We start from the raw sequence: 23,687 nt of genomic DNA, 5'->3' as shown, positions 1-23,687 counted from the left end.
TGGGGGTATTACACGACCGTGATCGCGTGATCGGGCGTGAGCGTCTGCCAGGGCAACCCCATCACGAGTGCATGCAACTGCTCGGGATTGAGTGCGGTGGCGATCGCCTGGTCCCCGTTCGTCCAGATGAACCGCCCCTTATTGAGCCGACGCGCAGCTAGCCAGATGCCGAGCCCGTCATATACGAGCACCTTCATACGTGTCGAATGCTTGTTGGCAAACAGGTATGCGTGGTGCGGACGTGCCGCACCGAACACCTTCACAACACGCGCCAGGATCGTATCGACGCCAGCGCGCATATCGATGGGCTCGGTCGCCAGCCAGATCGCCTCGATGCGGATCATCGCAGCCAACCTTGCAACCAGACAGCGCAATCGGCCGCGGCGCCAACCGGCCAGCGCACAGTGATGGTCGCCGCGCCCCGGCGCACCTCGATCTGAATCTGCGCCGACACAGGTGTCACGCTTGGCGCCGACAACTGCAGCGGCACAAACTCAGCCGGCGGCGCGCTCATAGACTGGCGCGCTTCGCGCGCGACGTCTTGTTCTTCGCGCGCGGCCACCCAGCGACGCAACAAGTTGGCATTCAACTGGTAATGCAGCGCCACTGCGGCAATCGACACGTTCGGCTGCATCGCCGCCCGGATCACCTTCTCCTTGAACTCCTTGCTGTGGCGGCGCCGCCGCGTTGGCTGCACCACGTCCGATACCGCTTCGTTTCCGTTCATAGCGTACACGTGTCCACTTAAAAGTTAGGTGGACACGATCGTCGCTTTCAATGCCCGACCGGCTCAAGATGACATTGCCGGGCGCTTACGCTACAGCGCGAGGACTGGCTGCTGATTTGGCGATTGCACAGTCTAAGGACCCGCTCATTGGTACAACGCTACCGGGGGCTAGTGCCCCGGTCCAAGTGACGGCTGATGCAAGTGTTGGAGGAAAAACGTTTTTTGATGTCAATCAGACGGCTCGGGGGGCCGGATTCGGAGAGGCGAACCAACCGACGCTGATTTCCGACCTGGTTGCTGCTGGAGATCCGAATGGCACGTATGGCGCGGCGCATGCCGAGATCGGTGTAATTCAGCAAGCCTACGATGCAGGACTCACGAAGGGTCAATCCATGACGGTTGTGGTTAGAGGGCAGTCGCCTTGCTCCTATTGCAGCAGCGATTTGATAGATATGGCGAATGCGGCTGGGTTAAATCAACTAACGGTAGTGGACGGAGCTACCGGCGCGGTCAGACAGTGGGTGCGTGGAACGACAACATGGGGGACGCTTAAATCCCCTCAATTGCCGAGATAAGACATGATGCGAAAACTTCTCTGGTTAGATGCAACTGATGGTTCGGGTGAGGATCCTCTCAGCGTTTCCCTGCCGGAACCTGTTTGGTCTCACGTTGAGTTGCGAGTTCAACGGGCGTTTGCGTTTGGGGGACAGGTTAAGTTATGGGCGGGAGTCGTTGATCAGGATGATAAAGCGCAGCTAGGAACGCATTTGGGTATGGAGGCGCGCTCTGGAGCATGCCGACTGATCTATAGTCCCCAAAAAATTCCGGGCGAGAGGTCAAAGAGCAGAGAGTGGTGGGAGCCGGGCGATGCACCTTTCCGAGGTACTACCAACTTTAACGAGCATGAATGGGATGATCGAACGGTGTGTCGTGACTTATCGATAGCGATGCAGATGTTTCGTGATTTCTTTGATCACGGCGATCTTACGGAATCGAGTCTTGCGCAGACACGCTCTGTTTGGGACCGGAAACCACGTTGAACAAGGCGATTTCGCGCCTTACCAGTCCTCGGCAGTGCGCGTGTCATCAGCGCAGCTATATGTATAACTGAAGCGCGGCAGGAACCGTTGTGGGAAAGAGCCGTTGCTACGTCAGGGAGGCGCGAATGCCTCCTCTGGATCGATGATGGGGCTGGGTGTCGACTGCAGACCTTTACAATCGGTAGTTGCATCAGTTGGAGATAGAAGCGGAAAGTCGAGGCATAAGTGGCTAGCCATGCAGACGTTATGAGCTATGGAGACGTGCTCAATTGGTTGTTGGATTTGCCCCTGTACTTCCGGACACCGCCTCACACTTGAGTCGATGATTTGGTCCTGCGCCGGAATTCACGTGGTGAACGGTATTTCAGCGCGCTATGTGGATGCTGCTCGTTGTAATGCTCGAAGGCGACTGCAAGGTTGCGTGCCGCCGTTGCAGCGTCGGGCTTCGGCATGAAGCTCACGTAATCTCGCTTCATCGTTTTCACGAAGCTCTCAGCCATGCCGTTACTTTGCGGGCTGCATACGGGCGTCGTCAACGGCTTCAGGCCGATGTCGGCAGCGAAGGCGCGGGTTTTCTCGAGCCTGTCAGAATTTTAGTGTGCCGAGGTCATGAGACGATAACGGAAATTACGTCCTATGACCGAAGCAACCGTGACCAAGAAGAGCAAGAACCCGAAGGCGCCGAAGCTGTTCCCTGACGAACTGGTCGATCAACTGCTGGCGCAGATTCAGAACAAGGATGCCGAGTCGGTTCTCGGCGAATCGGGCCTGGCCGGGCAACTGAAGAAGCGACTGGCTGAGCGCATGCTGGCAGCGGAGCTCACGCATCACCTGGAGAACGAGGCTGAGCAAGGCAAGGCCGGCAACCACCGCAACGGTACGAGCCCCAAGACGGTCCTCACGCCCAACGGCGAACTGAATCTGGACATTCCGCGCGATCGGCAGGCGACGTTCGAGCCGCAGCTAGTGGGCAAATATCAACGCCGGCTGCCAGGCTTTGATGACCACGTCATCAGCATGTACGCGCGCGGCATGAGCGTGCGCGAGATCCAAGGCCATTTGCTGGAGCTATATGGCCTACAGGTGTCGCCCGACCTGATTTCGACCGTCACCGATGAGGTGCTGGCCGAAGTCGAACAGTGGTGTCATCTTCCGCCATATAGGAGCCACTGGGCTTCCGGCATAAAGGAGCCGGGACGTTTTCGGCATAAAGGAGCCACTGCGTTTCCGGCATATAGGAGCCAGTCGATTTCCGGCATATAGGAGCCAGGAGCCAGGGCAGGAATCGAGCATCTCGATCGTGATGCTCATCGCAGGCTTAACTTGTGGGGCGTGATCCCCCAAGGGAGGCTGCGATGGGCCGACGGAGAATCGAGATGCATCAATATCGCCAGGTTCTCGTGCGCATGCGCCACGGGGATTCCGAGCGCGAACTGGCGCGCTGTCGCTATATGGGCCGACGCAAGCTCGCCGCACTGCGAGAGTTGGCCGAACAACGAGGCTGGCTCAAGCCCGATGCGCCGTTACCGGATGACGCCGAGATCGCCGCGGCGCTCGGCCCGCCGCACAAGGCTAGGTCCACCGTCTCGGGGCTCGAGGTCCACCGCGCATTGATCGCCTCATGGATCGAGCAGCAAGTGCCCGGCACCGCGATTCTGGCCGCTTTGCGGCGTGAGCACGGCTACACCGGCAGTTATTCGTCGGTTTATCGCATGATCGTTTCGATCAACGCGGACCGTCCGCCCGAGGCCACCGTGCCGCTCAGCTCTGCGCCCGGCGAAGCGGCGCAGGTCGATTTCGGTGCCGGCCCGATGCTGCCCGACGCCGACGGCGTGCTGCGGCGCACGTGGGCGTTCGTGATGACGCTTGCCTTCTCGCGACATCAGTACGTCGAGTTCGTCTGGGACCAGACGGTCGCAACTTGGCTCGGGTGCCATCGTCGCGCCTTCGAATGGTTCGGCGCCGTGCCCACGCGCGTGATCATCGACAACCCCAAGTGCGCGATCACGCGTGCCTGCGCTTACGACCCTGTCGTGCAACGCGCCTACGCGGAATGCGCGGAAGGGTACGGTTTCCGGATCGATCCCTGCCCGCCGGCGGACCCGCCCAAGAAGGGCATCGTCGAAGCCGGCGTCAAATACGTAAAAGGCAACTTCCTGCCGCTGCGCCAGTTCCGCGACTTCATGGATCTGAACGAGCAGGCTCGTCACTGGGTCATGCATGAAGCGGGGCGTCGCATCCACGGTACAACACGCAAAGTACCGCTCGATTTGTTCGAGATCGAACGGCCACTGATGCGCGAGCTGCCAGCCGTCGCCCCCGATCTGGGCACCTGGCACAAGGTCTCGGTTCACCGAGACTGCCATGTCGCCCATCAGCGCGTGCTGTATTCCGTGCCGTTCTCGTTGGTCGGCAAACGGTTGTGGCTGCGTGCAACGGATGCTTCGGTTTGTATCTACGACGATTACCGACTGGTCGCTTCGCACGTACGCGGCCGCCGCCCCGGCGATCGGCTTACCGTGCGCGACCACCTGCCGCCCGAGGCGCGCGCGTTTCTCGCTCACGATCGGCAGTGGTGTCTCGAACAAGCTACGCGCGTGGGGCCGGCTTGCGCCGAGCTCATCGAACTGCTGCTGGCCGATCACATTCTCGAACGCCTGCGTGCGGCGCAGGGCGTCATGCGGTTGCAGAAGCCCTACGGAGCTTCGCGCCTGGAAGCGGCGTGCGCTCGGGCGCTCGCACACGCCAGTCCCTTCTATCGGACCGTCAAGACGATCCTTGTCGGCGGCTTCGATCAGCAACCACTCACCGATTCGAACGACCACATCCATGCGCCCAGCGCGCGTTTCGCCCGCGACGCCCAGTCTCTGTTTGCCCCCGACGCCCACGTGCGTCACTGACCCAGGAGATGGCCATGCAACCCATGCCAGCCTTGACCCCACATCTGAAGCAACTGCGCCTGTCCGGCATCCTCGACTCGCTGGAGGCGCGCAATCGCCAAGCGATCGACGCGAAGCTCTCTTACGTCGACTTCCTCGCGCTGCTGATCGAAGACGAAGTCGCCCGGCGCGAGCAGAAGAAGTTTGTGCGTATTTCGGCGAACGTGACCGCCGATTTCGGGAACGTGACCGATTCGGCGGGTTTTGGCGTTGCGCGGTGTCGATTGTAGTTTTCCTCGCTAGTTTTGGTCGAGTTCGGGCTCCGGAACGTTGGGTTTAAGGGCCGCTTTTCTGAGCGATTCGCCGGTGAGCGTGATCCGATGATGCCGCTGCATGAGCCGATCGAGCATCGCATCGGCAATGGTCTCGTCGCCGATCCAGCCATGCCAGTGTTCGATCGGTAATTGGCTGGTGACGATGGTCGCCTTGCCTGCGGCGCGGTCGTCGATCATCTCGAGCAGATCGTTTCGAACCGTCGCATCGAGGGGAGCCATCCCCCAATCGTCCAGCAGGAGCACATCAACGCGGGCTACTTGTAGCAACCATTTGGTGAAGCCGCCGTTGCCGTGCAGCACGCGCAGCTCTTCGCTCATGCGCGGCACGCGCAGATACAACGCCGAATGTCCGCGCCGACAGGCGTATTGCGCGAGCGCACAGGCCAGCCACGATTTGCCCGCGCCCGTTGGGCCGCTGATGAGCAGGCTGTAACCGGCTTCGACCCAATCACCGAGGGCGAGGCTCATGAGCGAGCGCGAGTCCACGCCTCGGCCGGCGCGGGTGTCGAGATCTTCGATGGCGGCCTGCGGATACTTCAAGCGTGCTTGCTTAAGCAGGCGTGTGCGGCGCCGATCATCACGCCAACTGGCTTCCCGGTCGACCAGGAGTGATAGCCGTTCCTCGAAGCTGAGACTAACCGAACCAGGTTGCGTCAGTTGTTCTTCAAGGCCGTCGGCGAAGCCGTCAAGCCTCAGCGCTCGCAGTTGCGTCAATGTCTGTTGCATCATCATGGCGGGTTCTCGTTATTGGTAATAGCTGGGGCCGCGCACGTGCGCGTGACTCGGGCTGACCCAGTCGGCAGGCGTTGCCGCCGCAGCGCGGTCGCGGTTATTGATGAGGATGTCGCGCACATGGCGGTACCGGTGTACGCCCAGTTCCAGCGCCAGCGCACACGCCGCTTCGAGGCGCTCGCGGCCATAGCGGCGAGACAGCGAGAGCAACCCGAGACATGCCCGATAGCCGTGCTCTGGATGGCGTTGCTCCTGCAGCAATCGGGTGACGAGCACGCCAGTTGCCGCGCCGATCTGCTGGCCCCAGTGAATCAATCGCTGGGGCGTCCATTCCAGGTGGGCACGGTGGGCCGCCGGCATGTGTTCGACGACCGTTGTGTAGCCACCTACGCGATCGCTGCGAGCATGACTGGCAACGCGGCGGCCGCGATGCAATAGCTCGACGGCGCCCGCCGTGATGCGCGCATCGAGCTTGAGACCGACCAGGGCGTGCGGCACGCTGTAGCGGTGTTTGTTGATCTCGACGTGATAGTCGATGTGAACTGTCACCGTCTTGAAGCGCGCGAGCTCATAGGGCTGGGCGGGCAACGGTTGCAGTGCCGGTGCGTCGAGGTCGGCGAATGCGCTCGCACGACATCCGGGCAGTTTCTGGAACGGGCGCTCGTTTAGGTTCTTGAGCAACGGCCGGATTGCGTCGTCGACCGACTGGACCGATGCGAACCGGTGATGACGCAGGCGCGCCATGATCCAACGCTCGACGACCTGGACCGCAACTTCTACCTTCGGTTTATCCTGCGGGCGATACACGCGTGCAGGCAGGAATGAAGTGCCGTAATGACGCGCGAAGTCCAGCACGGTGTCACCGGCGCGGGGTTCGTAGCGGTCGGGATCGGCGATCATCGCGCGCGGGTTATCCGGCACGATCAGTTGCGGCACGCCGCCATAGAAGGTCAGCGCGCGCGCAATGCCGCCCAACCAGTCCTCCATCGTCTCGGCCGGCGTCGCGCACGCGAACGTGTAGCTCGAGGCACCCATGGCGGCCACGAACACGTGCGCGCGTCGCCCGCTGGTCAGCGGCAATGTGGGACCGGCGAAGTCAACGAACAGTTTCTCGCCGGCGCGGTGGATCTGACGCATCGAGCGCTTAAGACGCTTCGTGAACGCCTTGTAGTGCTCGCAGAATTGCGTGTAGCGGTAGGTTTGCCGGTCGGCGAACTCGGCCTGGTACTCCTCCCACAGCAGGGTCAGCGTCACACCTTTGCGGCGCAGTTCCTGATGGATGCGCCCGTAATCGGGCTGGGCGTAGGCGGCTGGTCCTGTAGGCTTGCCGAGTAGCCGTCGCTCGAGCTCGCCTTCGTCCATGTCGCAGGCACTTGCCCAGTCCAGCCCGGCGGCGCCCGCCAGTCCGACGTACTTCGTGACCACGCCTTTGGAAATGCCCAGCGACGCGGCGATCCGATCGTGCGAGAGGCCGCCGTCGAATTTAAGTCGTAAAACGTCCTTGATCATGCGCATGTTCATCCGGTGCGCGGGCATGTTCTCTCCGGCCAAAGCCGGCGAGCATAGCCCGCGTGGTTGATGTCATGCGCAACGCCAATCCTGCCTTCCGGTCCGCTCGGTCACGTTCCCGAAATGACCGGTCACGTTGCCGAAATCGTCGGTCACGATCCCGAAACGGCCGGTCACGTTCGTCCGAAATACGCAGTTTGCGTTACGCATGCGACGCGCCGCCTTCCGCACCAGCAAGACGCTGGAGCAATTCGACTTCGATCGGCTACCGCAGTTGAACCGTGCCCTGGTACACGATCTGGCCGGCGGTCGTTACCTGGGCGAGCACGCACCCGTGCTCATCGTCGGGCCCTGCGGTACCGGTAAAAGCCATCTGGCGCAGGCCCTCGGCCATTGCGCCGTGCGCCAGGGAGTCGACGTGCTGTTCACCACCTGCACCCAGCTCACAACGAGCTTGAACGCAGCACGCGCCACCGGCGCCTACGAGCGTCGGCTCGCCAGCTTAATGCGCGTCGAATTGTTGATCATCGATGACTTCGGGCTCAAACCGCTTCGTCCGCCCGCCGACGAGGATCTGCATGAACTGATCGCCGAGCGTTACGAGGCGGCCTCCACCATCGTGACGAGCAACCTCGATCTGACCGAATGGGATCAGGCGTTTCCAGCTAACCGCTTGCTGGCCTCGGCTACGCTCGACCGCCTGCGTCACAACGCCTACTGCCTCGTGCTCGATGGGCACTCATATCGCAGCCCGAGGCACCTGCCGGAGCATCACTTGAACCTTGCAAACGCCGGATAAACGGCACATTCTTGAACCACAAAGATGCTCGATTCTGCCCACTTCTGCTGGCGCCTATATGCCGGAAATACCCGGCTCCTTTATGCCGGAAGGTGACAAGTGGCAGCAACGCCCCCTCGAAGCGATGTATCCGATCGTGTATTTCGACGCACTTCGGCTGAAGATTCGCGACGAAGGCACGGTCAAGAACAAGGCGGTGTACCTCGCGCTGGGCATTCGGGCCGACGGCCGTAAGGAAGTGCTGGGTTTGTGGATCGAGCAAACCGAAGGCGCCAAGTTCTGGCTGAAGGTCTTCAACGAACTGAAGAACCGCGGCTTGCACGACATCCTGATCGCCGTCGTCGATGGCTTGCGCGGTTTCCCCGAGGCGATCGAAGCGGTGTATCCGGCCGCCCAGATCCAGACATGCATCGTGCACCTGATCCGCAATTCGCTGAATCTGGCGAGCTGGAAGGACCGTAAGCCGTTGGCTGCGGCGCTCAAGCCGATCTATCAGGCCGCCACCGCCGAAGCCGCTGAGGCGGCGCTGCAAGCCTTCTCGCAAAGCGAATGGGGCAAGAAATTCCCAACGGTCGCCGCGATGTGGCAGCGCCAATGGGAACAAGTCATCCCATTCTTCGCCTATCCGCCGGAAGTACGCAAAATCATATACACGACCAACGCGATCGAGAGCATGCACATGCAGTTGCGTAAGATCGTCAAGAACCGCGGTCACTTCCCAAGCGACGAAGCCGCAAGCAAACTGCTGTACCTGGCCTTGCGCAACATCGAAAAGGATTGGAAGATGCCACCGATCACTTGGCGGCAAGCAGTCAATCAGTTCGCCATCCTGTTCGGCGAGCGATTCACCGCCGCCATCAGCTGAGATTTTTAACCGACCTCAGCACACAAACTTTCTGACACCTCCGTTTTCTCGGCGATGTAGCCCGAGCCGTTATCCGTCAGCCATTCGATTTGCTCGGGCGCCTTTAAGGTGCTGCCAAAGCGATGCTCCACAGCCGCAAGCATGACGTCGCGCACGATGTCACCGCTGTGGCCGCCGGTCGTCGCCGCCCAGCTCATCGCCTCGCGGTCGCAGCAGTCCAATGCGAACGTCACGCGCAGCGGCTCACCGTTGTCGCAGCGAAACTCGAAGCCATCAGAACACCAGCGCTGATTGCTCTTGGCGACAGCGACCTTGCCTTCATGCCGGCGCTGCGGACGGGGTGGCATTGGCCTACGCTCCAGCAACAGGCCATGCACGCGCATGACGCGATAAACCCGCTTAACGTTCACTGGAGCTGCGCCTTGGCTTTCTCGCTCGTTTCGAAGCTTGCCCCAAACTCGTCGATAACCCCAACTCGGCAAGTGCGCGATGATGTGCCGGATTTCTTCGACCAACCCAGCGTCGTTGGTTCGCCTGGCCGTGCGCCCATCACGCCAATCAGTCGGCCGCGCCAGCTTTGCCGTCATATTCGAGCGCGCTACACCGAGAACTTCGCAGACCTGCTTCACTGGTCGTCCCCCGGCAACGATGGCGAGCGCGCAATCCATTTTTTTGCTCGACCGAATTCGACGGCTTCGCGAAGGATTTCCGCCTCCATCGTCTTCTTGCCCAGCAACCGTTGCAGTTCCTTGATTTGCTTCAGGGCGTCGGCCAACTCCGAGGCCGGCACCACCTCTTCGCCGGCACTCACCGCCGAGAGGCTGCCATCCTGATAGAGCTTGCGCCAATGAAACAACTGATTCGGATTCACGCCATGCACGCGAGCCACCATCGAGACCGTCTTGCCCGCCTCGAGGCTCTCCCGGACCATCGCCACTTTCTCTTCAACCGACCACCGCCGCCGGCGCTCGGGCCCCGTCAATACATCCATCACTTCTTGATTGGTGTTAGTCAAAAACACAGTCATATGCCTACCCGCTATTGTAAGTGGGAGACTGTGTCCGGACTTTCAGGGGGCCGTTCCAGTTGTCGCTGCAAGCGCTGCGCAATATCGGGAGCTTTTATTTGTTATTCAATCGGGGAAATTAAAAATGAAGTTAATTATTAAAGTTGTTTTCGGGGTTTTGATGGTGTCCTCACTGTTCGGCTGTGCCGTATCGGTCGCGCCAGGAGAGGGCGCGCAAAAAATCTCGGACGCGTCCCAGGAGTCATTGAAGCAGCAATTCGTGGTCGGCACCGCGACACGCGATCAAGTTGTTGAACAACTCGGCGCGCCATCGTCCAAGTCCACCGCTGGTAGCTATGAAATCTGGACCTATCGGTATGTTAGGCGAGCAGCGGTCGGCGTCGTGTTCGTTGGGATACCGGTAGGCACTACGAAGACGGCAACGTTCTATTTCGACAGCGCGAGTGGCGTGTTGAGCAAGATGGAGTTCGAATCGCACACGGGTTGACCGGTCGAGTCCGCAACGGGGGCGAGAAGATTCGGCGCCTCCCGAAAGAGCGGCACAGCAAGAGATCGGTGCCGGGATGCTGTGAATGGCATTTCGGCGAATCTGTCGAAGCCAAACGGTCAACGAGGTACGGCCAATATGTACAAGCGATAGGCGTATGTCCGGCGCAAACGTGAGCGTGGGCGGGCTTGAAATCGTCGAGATGCTGCATGCAGGACCGACGTTCAACTTGCCCTTAAATGCCTTCATATCGGTGGATTATTTCAAAAATTGCCTTTACCGTAACACATGCCTTCATGCAATCAACTCAGTATGCCAACGCTCGAGAGATGAGTATGTTACCTAAATTGAATAAACGATCGAATCGAAAGCCGTACCGGCCGATTGTCTATACGGCGTTCAGCGTGATTTTGTCCGCCTGCACATGGAATACGGTTGTGAATGGCGGAAATCGACCAGCGCAGATTACTCCTTACGACACCGCGCTTACCGGCAATAACGTCGAGAAACTTCCGGTATTCTTCGGAAGGTATCGCATCGTCGACGGCTCGCTTGGACCTGACATTGCGCTGCTCGAAATCTCGCCAAGCGAGTATGGCAAGCCAGTGTTTGCGTTCCTGAATGGCACCGGTGTCGCGGTGCAAAAGAGCAGCCCGCACGCGTGCACGATCGAAACAGGCGTGGCAAGCCTCGACGGTTCGATCATATGCGGAGAAAACGCATATTTTCAAACGTCCCCGTACCTTGCCTTGCATTCCGCTATCCATATGAAGGGGCACAGCGACGACGAATTTTTTGGGATATCCGAGCGCGGTATTGTACCATTCAAGCGCAATTGGTATTCATTTAGCGTGAAGTGGTTTTATCACGATCGGACTCACTACAGTGTGCTGGAAAAGTTGGACTGAATCGAGCGTGTTCGACAACAACATACGCCGATTTGCGGCTTTGCCTTTGTCTGGCCGTCGACGATCAAACTTTTCGGGATTCTTGGCCTCGGCAAGGCGCAAGTCGCCTACGCGAAGGTCAACCTGGACATCGTCGATACAACGACATCGAAAGTGATCGTATGGAGCCAGAGTCTGAACCGCCACCGTCCGATGTTGCCAGAAAGGCGTGTCATCTTCCGCCATATAGGAGCCACTGGGCTTCCGGCATAAAGGAGCCGGGACGTTTTCGGCATAAAGGAGCCACTGCGTTTCCGGCATATAGGAGCCAGTCGATTTCCGGCATATAGGAGCCAGGAGCCAGGGCAGGAATCGAGCATCTCGATCGTGATGCTCATCGCAGGCTTAACTTGTGGGGCGTGATCCCCCAAGGGAGGCTGCGATGGGCCGACGGAGAATCGAGATGCATCAATATCGCCAGGTTCTCGTGCGCATGCGCCACGGGGATTCCGAGCGCGAACTGGCGCGCTGTCGCTATATGGGCCGACGCAAGCTCGCCGCACTGCGAGAGTTGGCCGAACAACGAGGCTGGCTCAAGCCCGATGCGCCGTTACCGGATGACGCCGAGATCGCCGCGGCGCTCGGCCCGCCGCACAAGGCTAGGTCCACCGTCTCGGGGCTCGAGGTCCACCGCGCATTGATCGCCTCATGGATCGAGCAGCAAGTGCCCGGCACCGCGATTCTGGCCGCTTTGCGGCGTGAGCACGGCTACACCGGCAGTTATTCGTCGGTTTATCGCATGATCGTTTCGATCAACGCGGACCGTCCGCCCGAGGCCACCGTGCCGCTCAGCTCTGCGCCCGGCGAAGCGGCGCAGGTCGATTTCGGTGCCGGCCCGATGCTGCCCGACGCCGACGGCGTGCTGCGGCGCACGTGGGCGTTCGTGATGACGCTTGCCTTCTCGCGACATCAGTACGTCGAGTTCGTCTGGGACCAGACGGTCGCAACTTGGCTCGGGTGCCATCGTCGCGCCTTCGAATGGTTCGGCGCCGTGCCCACGCGCGTGATCATCGACAACCCCAAGTGCGCGATCACGCGTGCCTGCGCTTACGACCCTGTCGTGCAACGCGCCTACGCGGAATGCGCGGAAGGGTACGGTTTCCGGATCGATCCCTGCCCGCCGGCGGACCCGCCCAAGAAGGGCATCGTCGAAGCCGGCGTCAAATACGTAAAAGGCAACTTCCTGCCGCTGCGCCAGTTCCGCGACTTCATGGATCTGAACGAGCAGGCTCGTCACTGGGTCATGCATGAAGCGGGGCGTCGCATCCACGGTACAACACGCAAAGTACCGCTCGATTTGTTCGAGATCGAACGGCCACTGATGCGCGAGCTGCCAGCCGTCGCCCCCGATCTGGGCACCTGGCACAAGGTCTCGGTTCACCGAGACTGCCATGTCGCCCATCAGCGCGTGCTGTATTCCGTGCCGTTCTCGTTGGTCGGCAAACGGTTGTGGCTGCGTGCAACGGATGCTTCGGTTTGTATCTACGACGATTACCGACTGGTCGCTTCGCACGTACGCGGCCGCCGCCCCGGCGATCGGCTTACCGTGCGCGACCACCTGCCGCCCGAGGCGCGCGCGTTTCTCGCTCACGATCGGCAGTGGTGTCTCGAACAAGCTACGCGCGTGGGGCCGGCTTGCGCCGAGCTCATCGAACTGCTGCTGGCCGATCACATTCTCGAACGCCTGCGTGCGGCGCAGGGCGTCATGCGGTTGCAGAAGCCCTACGGAGCTTCGCGCCTGGAAGCGGCGTGCGCTCGGGCGCTCGCACACGCCAGTCCCTTCTATCGGACCGTCAAGACGATCCTTGTCGGCGGCTTCGATCAGCAACCACTCACCGATTCGAACGAACACATCCATGCGCCCAGCGCGCGTTTCGCCCGCGACGCCCAGTCTCTGTTTGCCCCCGACGCCCACGTGCGTCACTGACCCAGGAGATGGCCATGCAACCCATGCCAGCCTTGACCCCACATCTGAAGCAACTGCGCCTGTCCGGCATCCTCGACTCGCTGGAGGCGCGCAATCGCCAAGCGATCGACGCGAAGCTCTCTTACGTCGACTTCCTCGCGCTGCTGATCGAAGACGAAGTCGCCCGGCGCGAGCAGAAGAAGTTTGCGTTACGCATGCGACGCGCCGCCTTCCGCACCAGCAAGACGCTGGAGCAATTCGACTTCGATCGGCTACCGCAGTTGAACCGTGCCCTGGTACACGATCTGGCCGGCGGTCGTTACCTGGGCGAGCACGCACCCGTGCTCATCGTCGGGCCCTGCGGTACCGGTAAAAGCCATCTGGCGCAGGCCCTCGGCCATTGCGCCGTGCGCCAGGGAGTCGACGTGCTGTTCACCACCTGCACCCAGCTCACAACGAGCTTGAACGCAGCACGCGCCACCGGCGCCTACGAGCGTCGGCTCGCCAGCTTAATGCGCGTCGAATTGTTGATCATCGATGACTTCGGGCTCAAACCGCTTCGTCCGCCCGCCGACGAGGATCTGCATGAACTGATCGCCGAGCGTTACGAGGCGGCCTCCACCATCGTGACGAGCAACCTCGATCTGACCGAATGGGATCAGGCGTTTCCAGCTAACCGCTTGCTGGCCTCGGCTACGCTCGACCGCCTGCGTCACAACGCCTACTGCCTCGTGCTCGATGGGCACTCATATCGCAGCCCGAGGCACCTGCCGGAGCATCACTTGAACCTTGCAAACGCCGGATAAACGGCACATTCTTGAACCACAAAGATGCTCGATTCTGCCCACTTCTGCTGGCGCCTATATGCCGGAAATACTCGGCTCCTTTATGCCGGAAGGTGACAAGGCGTGAATCAGCGGGCGGGCGAGCTAACGATTGATGCCTTGGTGGACATGCTGCCCCGCATTGGCAAACCGGTCAAAGTCGTCGCGGGCTGAAGCGTTGTTGCGAAGCGGTCCCGAAATCCCGGCGGGCGGCCAGGATCGGTCGCGAAGATTCGAGTGAGCCCAACGATGTCGATGCTTTTCGCTTGATTCAGTATCGGAGCACCCGTTGAAATGGGGCAACGGCTCTTGCCGAGCCGACGCGAAGGGCGAGCGCTGTGAAGTAATTCGCTGGGCCGTGGCGGCGGGATGGCAGACAGCGAATGTCTCCGCATAGACGAGTCGTGTCTTTCTCCACGCCCACCTCGTGCGTCGGCGAGCGGGATTTGGGGATGCTTTCGGCACGCGAGCAACGTGAGATCCGCATTTTCAGGGTGCAATCCAGTGAGCGTTACTTGTTCCTATATCGCGCGAAGAACGGCGAGGCGCTCCCGCGGCGTGGCCAAGATACGCTTCGTGCCGATGAAAGTGCGGTTCTGCGGGCTGGTGCCGATCGGTTCGCACTACAAACGGAGACATTCAGAAGGTGGCGAGCGGCATTGATCGCATCGAGGCTTGACCGCCTGGCCTTCGGGCATATCGGTGATGCACAGACGGTGGGGGAAGGGATCAGCGAATTGCGCATCCACTATGGGCCGGGGTATCGCATTTACTTCCAGAGACGGAGCAATACGATTATCGTGTTGTCGTGCGCGGGAACGAAGAGCAGGCAAGCGAAAGACATTGAGACAGCAAAGCGCCTGGCGAAGGAGATGGCAGAGTGAATGGCCAAACAGCTAACGACCTATGACCCTGCCGAGGACTTAGGCAGTGAGGAAGCGATGGCGGTGTTCATCGCTGAGGCGTTCGAGACGAACAATGCGGCCTATATCGCGCATGCACTCGGGGTGGTAGCCCGTGCTAAGGGGATGGCCCAGATTGCAGGGCAGACGGGGCTGTCTCGCGAGCAACTGTATCGTTCATTCAGCGATCAAGGCAACCCGACCCTGAAGCCGATGCTGGCGGTGCTGAACGCGTTGGGCTTGGCACTGACAACGAGGGTTGCCCATGCGTGACTGGGCGCAAGCATGAAGCGCCGTTTCATCGACGGCATCGCCATTGAACAAGGTAGCGACAATCCGCATGCGGAACTTGGCTACTCGCGGGCCGACGAGATACTCATCAAAGCCGGACTGACGCATGGGATCAGCTAAATCATCACCAGCCGGCGTCTGACGTAGCAGCGAGCGGCCGAGTTGCTGGGAATGCCGCAATCCAAACTCTCCGAGATGTTGCGCGGCAAGTTCGGAGGCGTCAGCCAAGCCACGATGATCGAGTGTCTGAATGGTCTAGCGCGCGACGTCGAGATTGTGGTCAAGAATGCCGAACGACGCCCGCTTGAGCATACGCATGTTGTGGTGGCTTAAATTCGGCGTCATCCATCGTCTATGGCCCGGACCAGCCAGCCGCGCTGAGGCGCGGCACGACCGCCGCAAACAACTCGTCGACGCTGTGAACCTTATAACGAATGGCGCTGAGACGCGATCGCCAGTCGAACTCAGGCCGCCCGCCATTGCTGGCACAAAACTATCCCGTCTTTTTCACCTGAAAAAACCAGCGGCGGGTTTTGCTGCGTGACGTCATCGATCTGAGCGATCTCCCATGAATCTGCTCGATACCGGTGCGCTGGGCAACACTGGCCGAGCTGATCTCGCTCATGATCGTCGCGGCTTGCTTCACGCTCTGGGGCGATCCAGACGGCTTCTCAGATGGCAAGCGCGTCGCGGCAGGCGCATGGCGACGCGCGCTTGACGGCGTTGGCTGCCGCAACCACCGCGCTGGCCGCGAAGAATGCCAACGATGCAACGGGCGGCGGAGATCCCGCAACAGCTGCGAAGGCATCGGCATCAATATTTCGCTGGGTACGAGCAAAAGCGACTGTCAATCGCAAGCGCAATCGAGTACGGCCGTGGGCAGCACTGTGTCGCGTGGCGGGAACGTGACGATCGCGGCAGCCGGCGCAGGCAAAAATAGCAATATCAATATCGTTGGCAGCACGATTTCTGCGGGCAAGGACGCGGTGCCAATGCTGAATGGGCGTTCCAACGGCGAGGTCAACGCCAAAAAGCGACCCGGCCGGTGCTTCAGCGCTATCAGCGTTACTTGTTCCGATTTCAAAAGAAAGACGGCGGGGCGCTCTCGAGGGGCAGGCAAGATGTGCGCCGCGTGTCCGGGAAGATGTGGTTCGGGTGGATGGTGCGCCCGCCAAATCCATATCCAACGGCTCAAGCAGGATAAAAAGATTGCTGCGAACCGCTATCGTGCGGCGTTCCGAGAAAGGAGGGAGCGGAAATGAGCAAAGTAGACACGCGTGTCCGCCATGTGACGAAGCCAGGCGCGACCTTGTTTGCCGATTTGGGCTTCGCGCCCGAGGAGGCGAGGCTGTATCAAGAGTAGTCGCGGGCGCTAATCAGTCAAACGCTGGCACTCAAGGAGCAGCTTATGAGTGAGCCGCCTTCGTGGATCGAGGATCACCCGAAGTCGGTTGTTCAAGCGGGTGTACGGGCAGAAGAAAGTGCTATTCGGGTAAAGGAGAACCGAGTAATGGACAGGTCGTATCGCAGTAACGAGATCTACCGGTCAACGGGTCGGCAAGATAGGTGTATCCTACAACCCATGCCTACCAATCTCTCCCCCATCGAATCGGAATTCGCCACGGTCGAAGAGGCCGAGGCGCACGACCGCTGGTTCCGTGCGGAGATTGAGGCTGCGCTACGCGAGGCTGATGCGCCTGGCGCGGTGTTTGTTCCCCATGACGAAGTGATGGCCGACATGGAGGCCATCATCCACGAGGCAGAGTTCCGACTTGCAGCTAAACGGTCCTGACGGCCCGATCCAGCCGACTCGACCGGATAACGCTAATGCTGCCTATCGTCTGGCTTCCCGCCGCGCGTCGTAATCTTGCTGCGATCCTTGGTTTCATCGCCGAACACAATCCTGCAGCCGCGCGTCGTATCAAGAACGTCATCGAGGACTCGGTGTTGCCGCTGGCCGAGCACCCCTATCTGTTCCGCACCGGGCGCGTGGCGGGTACGCGCGAGGTCGTTGCGCACCCGAACTATGTCATCGTCTACCGCGTGATGGGCACAGCTGTGCTTGTGCTTCGTGTGCTTCACGCGCGTCAGCAATATCCAACGACGAGCGTTGCGCAGTAACGGTGTGCTTCCTTAGCCGGCTACCGACGCGGTGACGGATCTACGAAGCAATTTTGCGAGATGACGCTGAACGTGAGCCGAGCGTTGAGCATTGATGCATCAATGCCACAAAACTACCCCACCTTTTTCACCTGAAAAATCTTGACGGCCTCAGCCAGCGTTTGCGACTGCTCCTGCAGCGAGCCCGCAGCCGCCGAGGCTTCTTCGACCAGCGCCGCGTTTTGCTGCGTCACGTTATCGATCTGAGCGATTTCCCCATGAATCTGCTCGATACCCGTGCGCTGAGCAGCACTGGCCGAGCTGATCTCGCCCATGATCGTGGCCGCTTGCTTCACGCTCTTCACGATCTCTTCCATCGTCTGGCCTGCCACGTCGACGAGTTTCACGCCCGATTCGATCTGCTCGACCGATTTGCTGATGAGCTCGTTGATTTCCTTCGCTGCCGTGGCACTGCGTTGCGCGAGCGCGCGCACCTCGGTCGCGACCACGGCAAAGCCTCGGCCTTGCTCCCCCGCGCGCGCTGCTTCAACGGCCGCGTTCAAAGCAAGAATGTTGGTCTGAAACGCGATGCTGTCGATTACGCTGATGATGTCGCCGATCTTCGTCGCGCTCGAGTTGATATCGCTCATCGTGGCCACCGCGTCGCGCATCGTGCGGCCGCCCTGTGTCGCGACCTCGCTTGCCTGCGCCACCAGTTCGTTCGCTTGCTTCGCATGTTCGGCGTTGTGCTTGACGGCATCGGTCAGCGCGGCAACCGAATGCGCGGTGCGTTGCAGACTCAACGCCTGCTGCTCCGTGCGTGTGCTCAGATCGTTGTTGCCGGCCGCGATTTCGCATGACGCCTGCGCGACGGTTTCCGCGGACAGGCGGACTTCCGCGATGGTGGACTGCAGCTTTTTGCGCATCTGGTTCAACTCGTAATTGAGCCACGCAATTTCATCGCGCCCCGGCGATTCGATTTTGGTCGACAGATCGCCGCCGGCAATCCGGCCCACCGTTGCAACGACGTTTTCCACCGGCACTCGGATGCTCCGGCGTATACCCCAGCCGAGCAGCATACCGGCGGCAACCGATGCGGCGGAGACGGTCGCTACCACAGGCAACAGTGCGCGGACAGTGTCGCGCTCACCACCCAACGCGGCCATGATCGCCCAGACGGCCGCGCCGCCCGTCAGCAAAACGAGCGCGATCATGACCGCGAAGCCCGCCACGATGCGGGTGGTCAGGCGGTAATTCGAAAGTTTGAGCATCGTTGCCTCGACACGTCCTTGAGCGAAATGCATGTTTCGGGCTCGGCGCGCGGTACGCGGCGAGAGCGATCGGCGCGGCTCGCCGTTGTACGTATTTACGGCGGCGCAGGCAGGCGCCGCGCACCCGGGTTTACACCGGGGAAGCAACAGACTTTCAGCGTTTTTTGGGCGCATCGATAAGCGATCGTTTAGGCGTACGACGCTTACGGCTCGGCGTGCGCCGGGGTACCCGCGGGCTCAGCGCTGCAACAGGAACCCCAGCACCGCGTCGCGGAATTCCCGTGGACGCTCGATATTCGGCAAATGCACGGTGGGCAGCGCGACGAGTTGCGCGCCCGGAATCGTCGCGGCGATCAGCTCGCCATGGCTCGCCGCGGTGACGGTATCGTCGCGCCCTGTAATGACGAGCGTCGGCCGTTCGATGAGCGCCACGGTTCTACGCAAGTCCGCATCCCGCACCGCTGCCAACGAGGCGGCGATGCCGTGCGGATTCATCGCGAGCAACATTTGTCGGAACCTTTCGACAGACGGTTCGCAGTCGTTCAGCATCGACGAAGGAAACCAGTTGCGCAAGAATGTCTCGGCCGTCTCGGCGATATTGGCGGGCTCGCGCACCGACGCGATGCGCGCATCGATCTGCTCGGCAGGCCCCAAATAAGCCGACGTATTGCTCAGCACGAGCAGATCGATGCGCTCGGGCACATGAATGCCAAGCCACTGGCCGACGAATCCTCCGAGCGAAAGCCCGAGGAAATGCGCGCGTTCGATCCCGAGCTTGTCCATCATCTCCACGACGTCGCGGCCGAGCCGTGGCAGCGGGTAGGCACCGGCCGGCACATCGGATGCGCCGTGACCGCGCATGTCGTACCGAAGCACACGAAAATGCTCGGCGAACTCCGGAACGTCGTCTGTCCACATCTCCAGTGCGGTCCCGATCGAGTTCGATAGCACCAACACCGGGGAGTGCGGTTGGCCGTCGAGGCGATAAGCGACCCGCGTGCCGTCGCCGAGCGTAAGAAAGGATCGTTCTTCCATCGTAAAAGCTCCTTCGAGTAAGTGATCGGGATCGCTGCCCGAGCATGCGTTCCAGCGTCTCGAGCACGGTGCAGCGCTGCGGCAAACATTGCCGTCGAAGAGAGCCTAGTTGCGGAGAGCGCGAAAAGATATTACAAAGTTCAGAACATCTTTGTAATGTCATTTCGATCAGGGAACAGCATCGACATGTACGAGTTCACACTGCACGATTTGCAATGTTTCAACGCGGTCATTGAAGCGGGCGGTTTTCAAGCCGCCGCGACGCAACTGAACCGCTCGCATCCGGCGGTCTTTGCCGCGGTGGCGCGGCTCGAGCGCCAACTGAATGTCGCACTGTTCGATCGCAGCGGATACCGTGTCCGCCTCAGCGCCGCGGGACGCGCGTTTCATCGGCGCGCGCAGCCGCTGCTGCGCGAATTCGAAACATTGCGTCAATACGCGACGCAATTGGCGATGGGTGAGGAAAGCGAGCTCGACATCGTGATCGGCGATGTCTGTCCGCGCGAGGCCGTGCTTGCATTGCTCGGTGGATTTTTCAGCCGCTATCCGGGCACACGGCTCAACCTGCATTTCGAAACGGTGGGCGGTCCCATCGAAAGGCTGCTCGACGCAGACGCCGACTTGATCGTTCATCGCATCGACAAGACGGATGCCCGCATCGAATGGATCGATTTGTGCAAGGTGCAATTCGTACCGGTCATCGCGCCCGGTGTACTTCCGGAGCCTTTGCCGCGCGCGCTGCGGCCCGAGCAGCTACGCGAGCTGACGCAGTGCGTGATGCGCGACACGGCGCGACATACTCCGCAGCAGGAATACTTCACGATCGAAGGCGCGCATCGATGTACGGTGGCCGATCAATCGATGAAAAAGGAGATCATCCTGCAAGGCCTCGGCTGGGGACATCTGCCGCGCTTTCTGATAGAGAACGAACTGCAAGAAGGCAAGCTGCGGTCGATTGCCGGACGCTATTTACCCGGCGCAACGGAGGAGGTGGTCGCGGCGCGACGCCACGATCGCCCGCATGGCCCGATTGCCGAACGCCTCTGGCGCTACTTGCGCCAGGAAGCCGGCCATTGGCGCCGGTCGCTCGCGCTCGCGGCGCACGATGCCGCCGTATGAAGTCAGCTTGTGACGGAACGCATAATCGATCGCCGCAACGAGCCCGTGCTCGGCGTTGGGCTCGGCGGCGCCGCGTAGCGTGGCGCATTCCTCGACGGCGAGCAACGGCGCTATCTGCCGCATCCGCAGGCGGTTCAGCAGTTGAGGGGTGGGATCGCCTCCGCCGATGGCGCCCAAGCTGATTACCTGTGGTTATCAATTCATCAATAGTTTTCAATTTACGGAAGTAGAGCGTCTACCTAGCATCAACCCTGGAATCGCGCCCTCCGCGCCACGCGGCCTGTTTTCAAGGAGATCAACGGATGACGATCGAACACCCCGCCCCGCAGTCACGGGCGAGCGTATCAGAGGTTGCGGCATGACGAGCGCTGCGCATCTGCCCGTCGTCGCACTGACATTGGGCGATCCGGCCGGTATCGGCCCAGAGCTGATCGCGAAACTGCTGGCGCGCCCGGACGCGACCTCACGCGCGAACATCGTGCTCATCGGAGACCCATGGCTCTGGCAGGAAGGGCAGCGCGTCGCGGGCGTCCAAGTGGAAGTCGACCCTATCGCCTCGCTTGCCGATGCACGTCTTCGCACTTCGACGTCGCGCCCCGCATGGGTCGCTATCGATACCGTCGACCGAGCCGAAGTGGTCTACGGCGAAGCGCGCGCCGTCGGCGGCGCTTCGGTGCTGCGAGTGCTGGATCAGTGTATGGACGCGACGCTTGCGGGTGTCGTCGATGCGATCTGCTTTGCACCGCTCAACAAACATGCGATGAAGCTAGGCGGGCTGGCTCACGAGGACGAGTTGCACCACTTCGCGGAATACCTGGGCGTGCGGCACTACTTCTGCGAGTTCAATACGCTCGGCGATCTGTGGACGGCGCGTATCTCCTCGCATGTCCCGCTGAAAGACGCGGCCAGCTATCTGAGCATCGAGCGCATCACGCAGGCGGCCGAGCTCATTTACCGGTCCTTATTCGCGAACGGCATCGCCGCACCGAAAGTCGCCATCGCCGCATTCAATCCGCACGGCGGCGACGGCGGCGTGTGCGGTCGTGAGGAACTCGAGATCATCGGTCCCGCCGTTCGTGCATTGCAAGCGCGTAGTTGGCCGACCGACACGCCGTTTCATGGCCCGTTCCCCGCGGACACGATCTTCCTCAAGGCACAGGCCGGCGAATATCACGCGATCGTCACGATGTACCACGATCAAGGCCAGATCGCGATCAAGCTCATGGGCTTCTCCCGAGGCGTCACCGTTCAAGGCGGATTGCCAGTGCCCATCACGACGCCGGCGCACGGCACGGCATACGACATCGCTGGGTGCGGCCGCGCCGATGTCGGCGCGATGTGGCAGGCGTTTCAGATCGCATGCCGCATGGGAGCGGCGCATCGGCAATCGGCTGTCGTGGATTGATCGAGGGCGACCACGAACCCACGACCTGGGGTACTTGACGCCGATCGATGCGCCGAACGGCATTCGAACGGCGCTCGCCCGGCGAACGGCGCCGCTGACAAAAAGACATGACGTAGTACAGGAGACAGACAATGAATTCGTTGAACCCGGCCGATAGCACGGCCAACCCTGCCGCGAACGCGGCCTATGAAGCCGATGCGGCGATGCCGCGTCGCCGCTGGCTGCGCGTGATTCCGCCGCTGCTGCTCGCTTGCGTCATCTCGTACATGGACCGCGTGAACATCGCCTTCGCGCTGCCTGGCGGGATGAACGCCGAGCTTGGCATGGACGCGACGATGGCCGGTCTCGCCGGCGGGATCTTCTTTTTCGGCTACCTGTTCCTGCAAATCCCCGGTGGCTATCGCGCGGCACTTGGCGGGGGCAAGAAGTTCATCGCATGGTCGCTCGTCAGTTGGGCCGCGCTCTCGGGGATGACGGGGCTCGTCACGCACACATGGGAGCTGCTGACGCTACGTTTCCTGCTCGGTGTTGCGGAGGGCGGCATGCTGCCGGTCGTGCTGACGATGGTCTGCAACTGGTTCCCCGATCGTGAACGCGGACGCGCCAACGCCATGGTCATCATGTTCGTGCCGCTCGCCGGCATGATCACCGCGCCGTTGTCGGGTTACATCCTGGCGACATACGACTGGCGCCATCTGTTCTTCAGCACGGGCGCGCTGTCGCTGCTGTTCCTTGGTGTCTGGCTGCTGTTTGCCGACGACGGCCCCGAGACGGCCCGCTGGATCTCGCCGCGCGAAAAGGCATACATTCTCGACGCGCTGCGCGCCGAACGCGAAAGCGCCGAGAGCGCGGGCGCGTTGCCTTCGACGTCGTTTCGAAAGGTGATGGGCAATCCGACGATCTGGCTGCTGATCGCGGTCAACTTCTGCTACCAGTTCGGCATCTACGGCTACACGATGTGGCTCCCCACGCTGCTGAAGAACCTTATGCATACGGGCATGGGCAAGGTGGGGCTACTCGCGATGCTGCCTTATATCGCGATGATCGTGGGCATGTTCGCAACGTCGTACCTGTCCGATCTGACCGGCAAACGGCGTCTGTTCGTGCTGCTTCCGCTTGTCGGCTTCGCGGCCTGCCTCGCGCTGTCGGTACTGACACGATCGACGATGTCCGTTTCCTTTGCGTTCCTCGTCGGCTGCGGGTTCTTTCTCCAAGCCGCGGCGGGCGTATTCTGGGCAATTCTGCCCAAGCTGTGCACTCGCGAAACGGCGGGCGGCGCACGCGGCCTGATCAACGCATTGGGTAATCTGGGCGGTTTTTGCGGGCCCTATGCGGTGGGTGTGCTCACCCAGCACCTCAGCTCGGCCGCCGGCGTGTACAGCCTGGCGGTGACGCTGGCGATCGCCGGCTTGCTCTCGATGGCGCTGCCGAAGCGCTGCGAAGCGTGACGCAAGTCTGGGCCCCGATCCGATCGATACCGCGGCGCC

The 23,687-nt window shown here is 61.1% G+C and carries 22 protein-coding genes and 8 pseudogenes; 21 read left to right on the top strand and 9 right to left on the bottom strand.

What is annotated here, in order from left to right:
- Window positions 1-8 precede the first annotated feature (8 nt).
- Both tnpB and ACR9ZC_RS19620 read right to left on the bottom strand, forming a co-directional pair.
- A complete protein-coding gene (gene tnpB, locus ACR9ZC_RS19625) occupies window positions 9-344 on the bottom strand; it encodes an IS66 family insertion sequence element accessory protein TnpB (protein ID WP_481581575.1) in 336 nt (111 codons plus the stop codon).
- Entirely contained in the window at window positions 341-727 is a 387-nt protein-coding gene (locus ACR9ZC_RS19620; RefSeq protein ID WP_481581574.1) for a transposase, read from the bottom strand. Before ACR9ZC_RS19620 ends, tnpB begins: the two co-directional genes overlap by 4 nt.
- 50 nt (window positions 728-777) lie before the next feature.
- Here ACR9ZC_RS19620 and ACR9ZC_RS19615 point away from each other — a divergent pair, with 50 nt between their 5' ends.
- On the top strand, window positions 778-1,302 hold the full coding sequence (locus tag ACR9ZC_RS19615; RefSeq protein ID WP_481581573.1) for a cytidine deaminase-like fold-containing protein: 525 nt from the start codon (window positions 778-780) through the stop codon (window positions 1,300-1,302).
- 773 nt (window positions 1,303-2,075) lie between these two features.
- Here ACR9ZC_RS19615 and ACR9ZC_RS19610 read toward each other — a convergent pair.
- Window positions 2,076-2,345, bottom strand: a pseudogene (locus ACR9ZC_RS19610) (integrase core domain-containing protein); the annotation flags it as partial.
- 58 nt (window positions 2,346-2,403) lie between these two features.
- Here ACR9ZC_RS19610 and ACR9ZC_RS19605 point away from each other — a divergent pair.
- The 3 genes and pseudogenes from ACR9ZC_RS19605 to ACR9ZC_RS19595 all read left to right on the top strand — a co-directional run.
- Window positions 2,404-2,922 (top strand): annotated as a pseudogene (locus tag ACR9ZC_RS19605) (transposase); the annotation flags it as partial.
- A gap of 221 nt (window positions 2,923-3,143) precedes the next feature.
- On the top strand, window positions 3,144-4,667 hold the full coding sequence (gene istA, locus ACR9ZC_RS19600; protein ID WP_481581572.1) for an IS21 family transposase: 1,524 nt from the start codon (window positions 3,144-3,146) through the stop codon (window positions 4,665-4,667).
- Between the two features lie 14 nt (window positions 4,668-4,681).
- Window positions 4,682-4,849, top strand: a pseudogene (locus ACR9ZC_RS19595) (ATP-binding protein); the annotation flags it as partial.
- Window positions 4,850-4,945: 96 nt separating this feature from the next.
- On the opposite strand, the gene istB (ACR9ZC_RS19590) reads toward ACR9ZC_RS19595, so the two are convergent.
- Window positions 4,946-5,713 carry an IS21-like element helper ATPase IstB gene (gene istB, locus ACR9ZC_RS19590; RefSeq protein WP_481580255.1) on the bottom strand — a complete coding sequence of 256 codons (768 nt, stop codon included), beginning with the start codon at window positions 5,711-5,713 and terminating at the stop codon, window positions 4,946-4,948.
- Window positions 5,714-5,725: 12 nt separating this feature from the next.
- Complete coding sequence (istA, locus tag ACR9ZC_RS19585) at window positions 5,726-7,249, bottom strand: IS21 family transposase (protein WP_481580254.1); 1,524 nt, start codon at window positions 7,247-7,249, stop codon at window positions 5,726-5,728.
- Window positions 7,250-7,415: 166 nt separating this feature from the next.
- On the opposite strand from istA (ACR9ZC_RS19585), the pseudogene istB (ACR9ZC_RS19580) reads away from it, so the two are divergent.
- Window positions 7,416-8,021, top strand: a pseudogene (istB, locus tag ACR9ZC_RS19580) (IS21-like element helper ATPase IstB); the annotation flags it as partial.
- 55 nt (window positions 8,022-8,076) lie between these two features.
- Window positions 8,077-8,886, top strand: a pseudogene (locus ACR9ZC_RS19575) (IS256 family transposase); the annotation flags it as partial.
- A gap of 41 nt (window positions 8,887-8,927) precedes the next feature.
- Here the strand turns inward: ACR9ZC_RS19575 and ACR9ZC_RS19570 are convergent.
- Window positions 8,928-9,877, bottom strand: a pseudogene (locus tag ACR9ZC_RS19570) (IS3 family transposase); the annotation flags it as partial.
- A gap of 160 nt (window positions 9,878-10,037) precedes the next feature.
- On the opposite strand from ACR9ZC_RS19570, the gene ACR9ZC_RS19565 reads away from it, so the two are divergent.
- The 12 genes and pseudogenes from ACR9ZC_RS19565 (at window position 10,038) to ACR9ZC_RS19510 (ending at window position 17,391) form a co-directional block, all read left to right on the top strand.
- Window positions 10,038-10,400: a hypothetical protein gene (locus ACR9ZC_RS19565; protein ID WP_481581571.1), complete on the top strand. Its 363-nt coding sequence runs from the start codon at window positions 10,038-10,040 to the stop codon at window positions 10,398-10,400.
- Between the two features lie 335 nt (window positions 10,401-10,735).
- On the top strand, window positions 10,736-11,308 hold the full coding sequence (locus tag ACR9ZC_RS19560) for a hypothetical protein (RefSeq protein WP_481581570.1): 573 nt from the start codon (window positions 10,736-10,738) through the stop codon (window positions 11,306-11,308).
- Between the two features lie 66 nt (window positions 11,309-11,374).
- Window positions 11,375-11,479 (top strand): annotated as a pseudogene (locus ACR9ZC_RS19555) (CsgG/HfaB family protein); the annotation flags it as partial.
- Between the two features lie 271 nt (window positions 11,480-11,750).
- Window positions 11,751-13,274, top strand: a complete 1,524-nt coding sequence (istA, locus tag ACR9ZC_RS19550; protein WP_481581569.1) for an IS21 family transposase — start codon at window positions 11,751-11,753, stop codon at window positions 13,272-13,274.
- Between the two features lie 14 nt (window positions 13,275-13,288).
- Complete coding sequence (gene istB, locus ACR9ZC_RS19545; RefSeq protein ID WP_481579760.1) at window positions 13,289-14,059, top strand: IS21-like element helper ATPase IstB; 771 nt, start codon at window positions 13,289-13,291, stop codon at window positions 14,057-14,059.
- A 470-nt stretch (window positions 14,060-14,529) separates the two neighbouring features.
- Window positions 14,530-14,961: a type II toxin-antitoxin system RelE/ParE family toxin gene (locus tag ACR9ZC_RS19540; protein WP_481581568.1), complete on the top strand. Its 432-nt coding sequence runs from the start codon at window positions 14,530-14,532 to the stop codon at window positions 14,959-14,961.
- Window positions 14,962-15,252 (top strand): addiction module antidote protein, encoded by a 291-nt coding sequence (locus ACR9ZC_RS19535; protein WP_481581567.1) that lies wholly within the window; start codon window positions 14,962-14,964, stop codon window positions 15,250-15,252.
- A 12-nt stretch (window positions 15,253-15,264) separates the two neighbouring features.
- Window positions 15,265-15,390 (top strand): hypothetical protein, encoded by a 126-nt coding sequence (locus ACR9ZC_RS19530; protein ID WP_481581566.1) that lies wholly within the window; start codon window positions 15,265-15,267, stop codon window positions 15,388-15,390.
- A 42-nt stretch (window positions 15,391-15,432) separates the two neighbouring features.
- Complete coding sequence (locus ACR9ZC_RS19525; RefSeq protein WP_481581565.1) at window positions 15,433-15,603, top strand: XRE family transcriptional regulator; 171 nt, start codon at window positions 15,433-15,435, stop codon at window positions 15,601-15,603.
- A gap of 254 nt (window positions 15,604-15,857) precedes the next feature.
- Window positions 15,858-16,532 carry a hemagglutinin repeat-containing protein gene (locus ACR9ZC_RS19520; RefSeq protein WP_481581564.1) on the top strand — a complete coding sequence of 225 codons (675 nt, stop codon included), beginning with the start codon at window positions 15,858-15,860 and terminating at the stop codon, window positions 16,530-16,532.
- A gap of 320 nt (window positions 16,533-16,852) precedes the next feature.
- Window positions 16,853-17,062 (top strand): type II toxin-antitoxin system RelB family antitoxin, encoded by a 210-nt coding sequence (gene relB / locus ACR9ZC_RS19515; RefSeq protein ID WP_481581563.1) that lies wholly within the window; start codon window positions 16,853-16,855, stop codon window positions 17,060-17,062.
- Between the two features lie 35 nt (window positions 17,063-17,097).
- A complete protein-coding gene (locus ACR9ZC_RS19510) occupies window positions 17,098-17,391 on the top strand; it encodes a type II toxin-antitoxin system RelE/ParE family toxin (protein ID WP_481581562.1) in 294 nt (97 codons plus the stop codon).
- Window positions 17,392-17,504: 113 nt separating this feature from the next.
- On the opposite strand, the gene ACR9ZC_RS19505 is transcribed toward ACR9ZC_RS19510, so the two are convergent.
- Together ACR9ZC_RS19505 and ACR9ZC_RS19500 are read right to left on the bottom strand one after the other, a co-directional pair.
- Complete coding sequence (locus ACR9ZC_RS19505) at window positions 17,505-18,641, bottom strand: methyl-accepting chemotaxis protein (protein ID WP_481581561.1); 1,137 nt, start codon at window positions 18,639-18,641, stop codon at window positions 17,505-17,507.
- Between the two features lie 237 nt (window positions 18,642-18,878).
- Window positions 18,879-19,676, bottom strand: a complete 798-nt coding sequence (locus tag ACR9ZC_RS19500; RefSeq protein WP_481581560.1) for an alpha/beta fold hydrolase — start codon at window positions 19,674-19,676, stop codon at window positions 18,879-18,881.
- Between the two features lie 186 nt (window positions 19,677-19,862).
- Here ACR9ZC_RS19500 and ACR9ZC_RS19495 point away from each other — a divergent pair, with 186 nt between their 5' ends.
- Window positions 19,863-20,795 carry a LysR family transcriptional regulator gene (locus tag ACR9ZC_RS19495; protein ID WP_481581559.1) on the top strand — a complete coding sequence of 311 codons (933 nt, stop codon included), beginning with the start codon at window positions 19,863-19,865 and terminating at the stop codon, window positions 20,793-20,795.
- Window positions 20,796-20,855: 60 nt separating this feature from the next.
- Here ACR9ZC_RS19495 and ACR9ZC_RS19490 read toward each other — a convergent pair.
- Window positions 20,856-20,972, bottom strand: a pseudogene (locus tag ACR9ZC_RS19490) (LysR family transcriptional regulator); the annotation flags it as partial.
- 181 nt (window positions 20,973-21,153) lie between these two features.
- Between ACR9ZC_RS19490 and ACR9ZC_RS19485 the strand changes: the two are divergent.
- Together ACR9ZC_RS19485 and ACR9ZC_RS19480 are read left to right on the top strand one after the other, a co-directional pair.
- Window positions 21,154-22,200 carry a 4-hydroxythreonine-4-phosphate dehydrogenase PdxA gene (locus tag ACR9ZC_RS19485; protein ID WP_481581558.1) on the top strand — a complete coding sequence of 349 codons (1,047 nt, stop codon included), beginning with the start codon at window positions 21,154-21,156 and terminating at the stop codon, window positions 22,198-22,200.
- A 131-nt stretch (window positions 22,201-22,331) separates the two neighbouring features.
- The gene (locus ACR9ZC_RS19480; protein WP_331567836.1) at window positions 22,332-23,648 is read left to right on the top strand and encodes an MFS transporter; all 1,317 of its coding nucleotides are present in this window, start codon (window positions 22,332-22,334) and stop codon (window positions 23,646-23,648) included.
- Window positions 23,649-23,687: the final 39 nt, after the last annotated feature.

The sequence above is a fragment of the Trinickia sp. HAY1-2D genome, from assembly GCF_056754935.1.
The sequence above is the reverse complement of the archived record's forward strand: the minus strand, read 5'-3'. Positions and strand labels throughout refer to the sequence as shown.

Coding starts and splice junctions, on each gene's coding strand:
- ACR9ZC_RS19620 (WP_481581574.1), bottom strand. CDS start 727: ATGAACGGAAACGAAGCGGTATCGGACGTGGTGCAGCCAACGCGGCGG.
- ACR9ZC_RS19495 (WP_481581559.1), top strand. CDS start 19,863: ATGTACGAGTTCACACTGCACGATTTGCAATGTTTCAACGCGGTCATT.
- ACR9ZC_RS19510 (WP_481581562.1), top strand. CDS start 17,098: ATGCTGCCTATCGTCTGGCTTCCCGCCGCGCGTCGTAATCTTGCTGCG.
- istA (WP_481580254.1), bottom strand. CDS start 7,249: ATGCCCGCGCACCGGATGAACATGCGCATGATCAAGGACGTTTTACGA.
- istB (WP_481580255.1), bottom strand. CDS start 5,713: ATGATGATGCAACAGACATTGACGCAACTGCGAGCGCTGAGGCTTGAC.
- ACR9ZC_RS19505 (WP_481581561.1), bottom strand. CDS start 18,641: ATGCTCAAACTTTCGAATTACCGCCTGACCACCCGCATCGTGGCGGGC.
- ACR9ZC_RS19530 (WP_481581566.1), top strand. CDS start 15,265: ATGAAGCGCCGTTTCATCGACGGCATCGCCATTGAACAAGGTAGCGAC.
- istA (WP_481581569.1), top strand. CDS start 11,751: ATGCATCAATATCGCCAGGTTCTCGTGCGCATGCGCCACGGGGATTCC.
- relB (WP_481581563.1), top strand. CDS start 16,853: ATGCCTACCAATCTCTCCCCCATCGAATCGGAATTCGCCACGGTCGAA.
- ACR9ZC_RS19535 (WP_481581567.1), top strand. CDS start 14,962: ATGGCCAAACAGCTAACGACCTATGACCCTGCCGAGGACTTAGGCAGT.
- ACR9ZC_RS19565 (WP_481581571.1), top strand. CDS start 10,038: ATGAAGTTAATTATTAAAGTTGTTTTCGGGGTTTTGATGGTGTCCTCA.
- tnpB (WP_481581575.1), bottom strand. CDS start 344: ATGATCCGCATCGAGGCGATCTGGCTGGCGACCGAGCCCATCGATATG.
- ACR9ZC_RS19560 (WP_481581570.1), top strand. CDS start 10,736: ATGTTACCTAAATTGAATAAACGATCGAATCGAAAGCCGTACCGGCCG.
- istB (WP_481579760.1), top strand. CDS start 13,289: ATGCAACCCATGCCAGCCTTGACCCCACATCTGAAGCAACTGCGCCTG.
- istA (WP_481581572.1), top strand. CDS start 3,144: ATGCATCAATATCGCCAGGTTCTCGTGCGCATGCGCCACGGGGATTCC.
- ACR9ZC_RS19485 (WP_481581558.1), top strand. CDS start 21,154: ATGACGAGCGCTGCGCATCTGCCCGTCGTCGCACTGACATTGGGCGAT.
- ACR9ZC_RS19500 (WP_481581560.1), bottom strand. CDS start 19,676: ATGGAAGAACGATCCTTTCTTACGCTCGGCGACGGCACGCGGGTCGCT.
- ACR9ZC_RS19480 (WP_331567836.1), top strand. CDS start 22,332: ATGAATTCGTTGAACCCGGCCGATAGCACGGCCAACCCTGCCGCGAAC.
- ACR9ZC_RS19615 (WP_481581573.1), top strand. CDS start 778: ATGCCCGACCGGCTCAAGATGACATTGCCGGGCGCTTACGCTACAGCG.
- ACR9ZC_RS19540 (WP_481581568.1), top strand. CDS start 14,530: ATGCTTTCGGCACGCGAGCAACGTGAGATCCGCATTTTCAGGGTGCAA.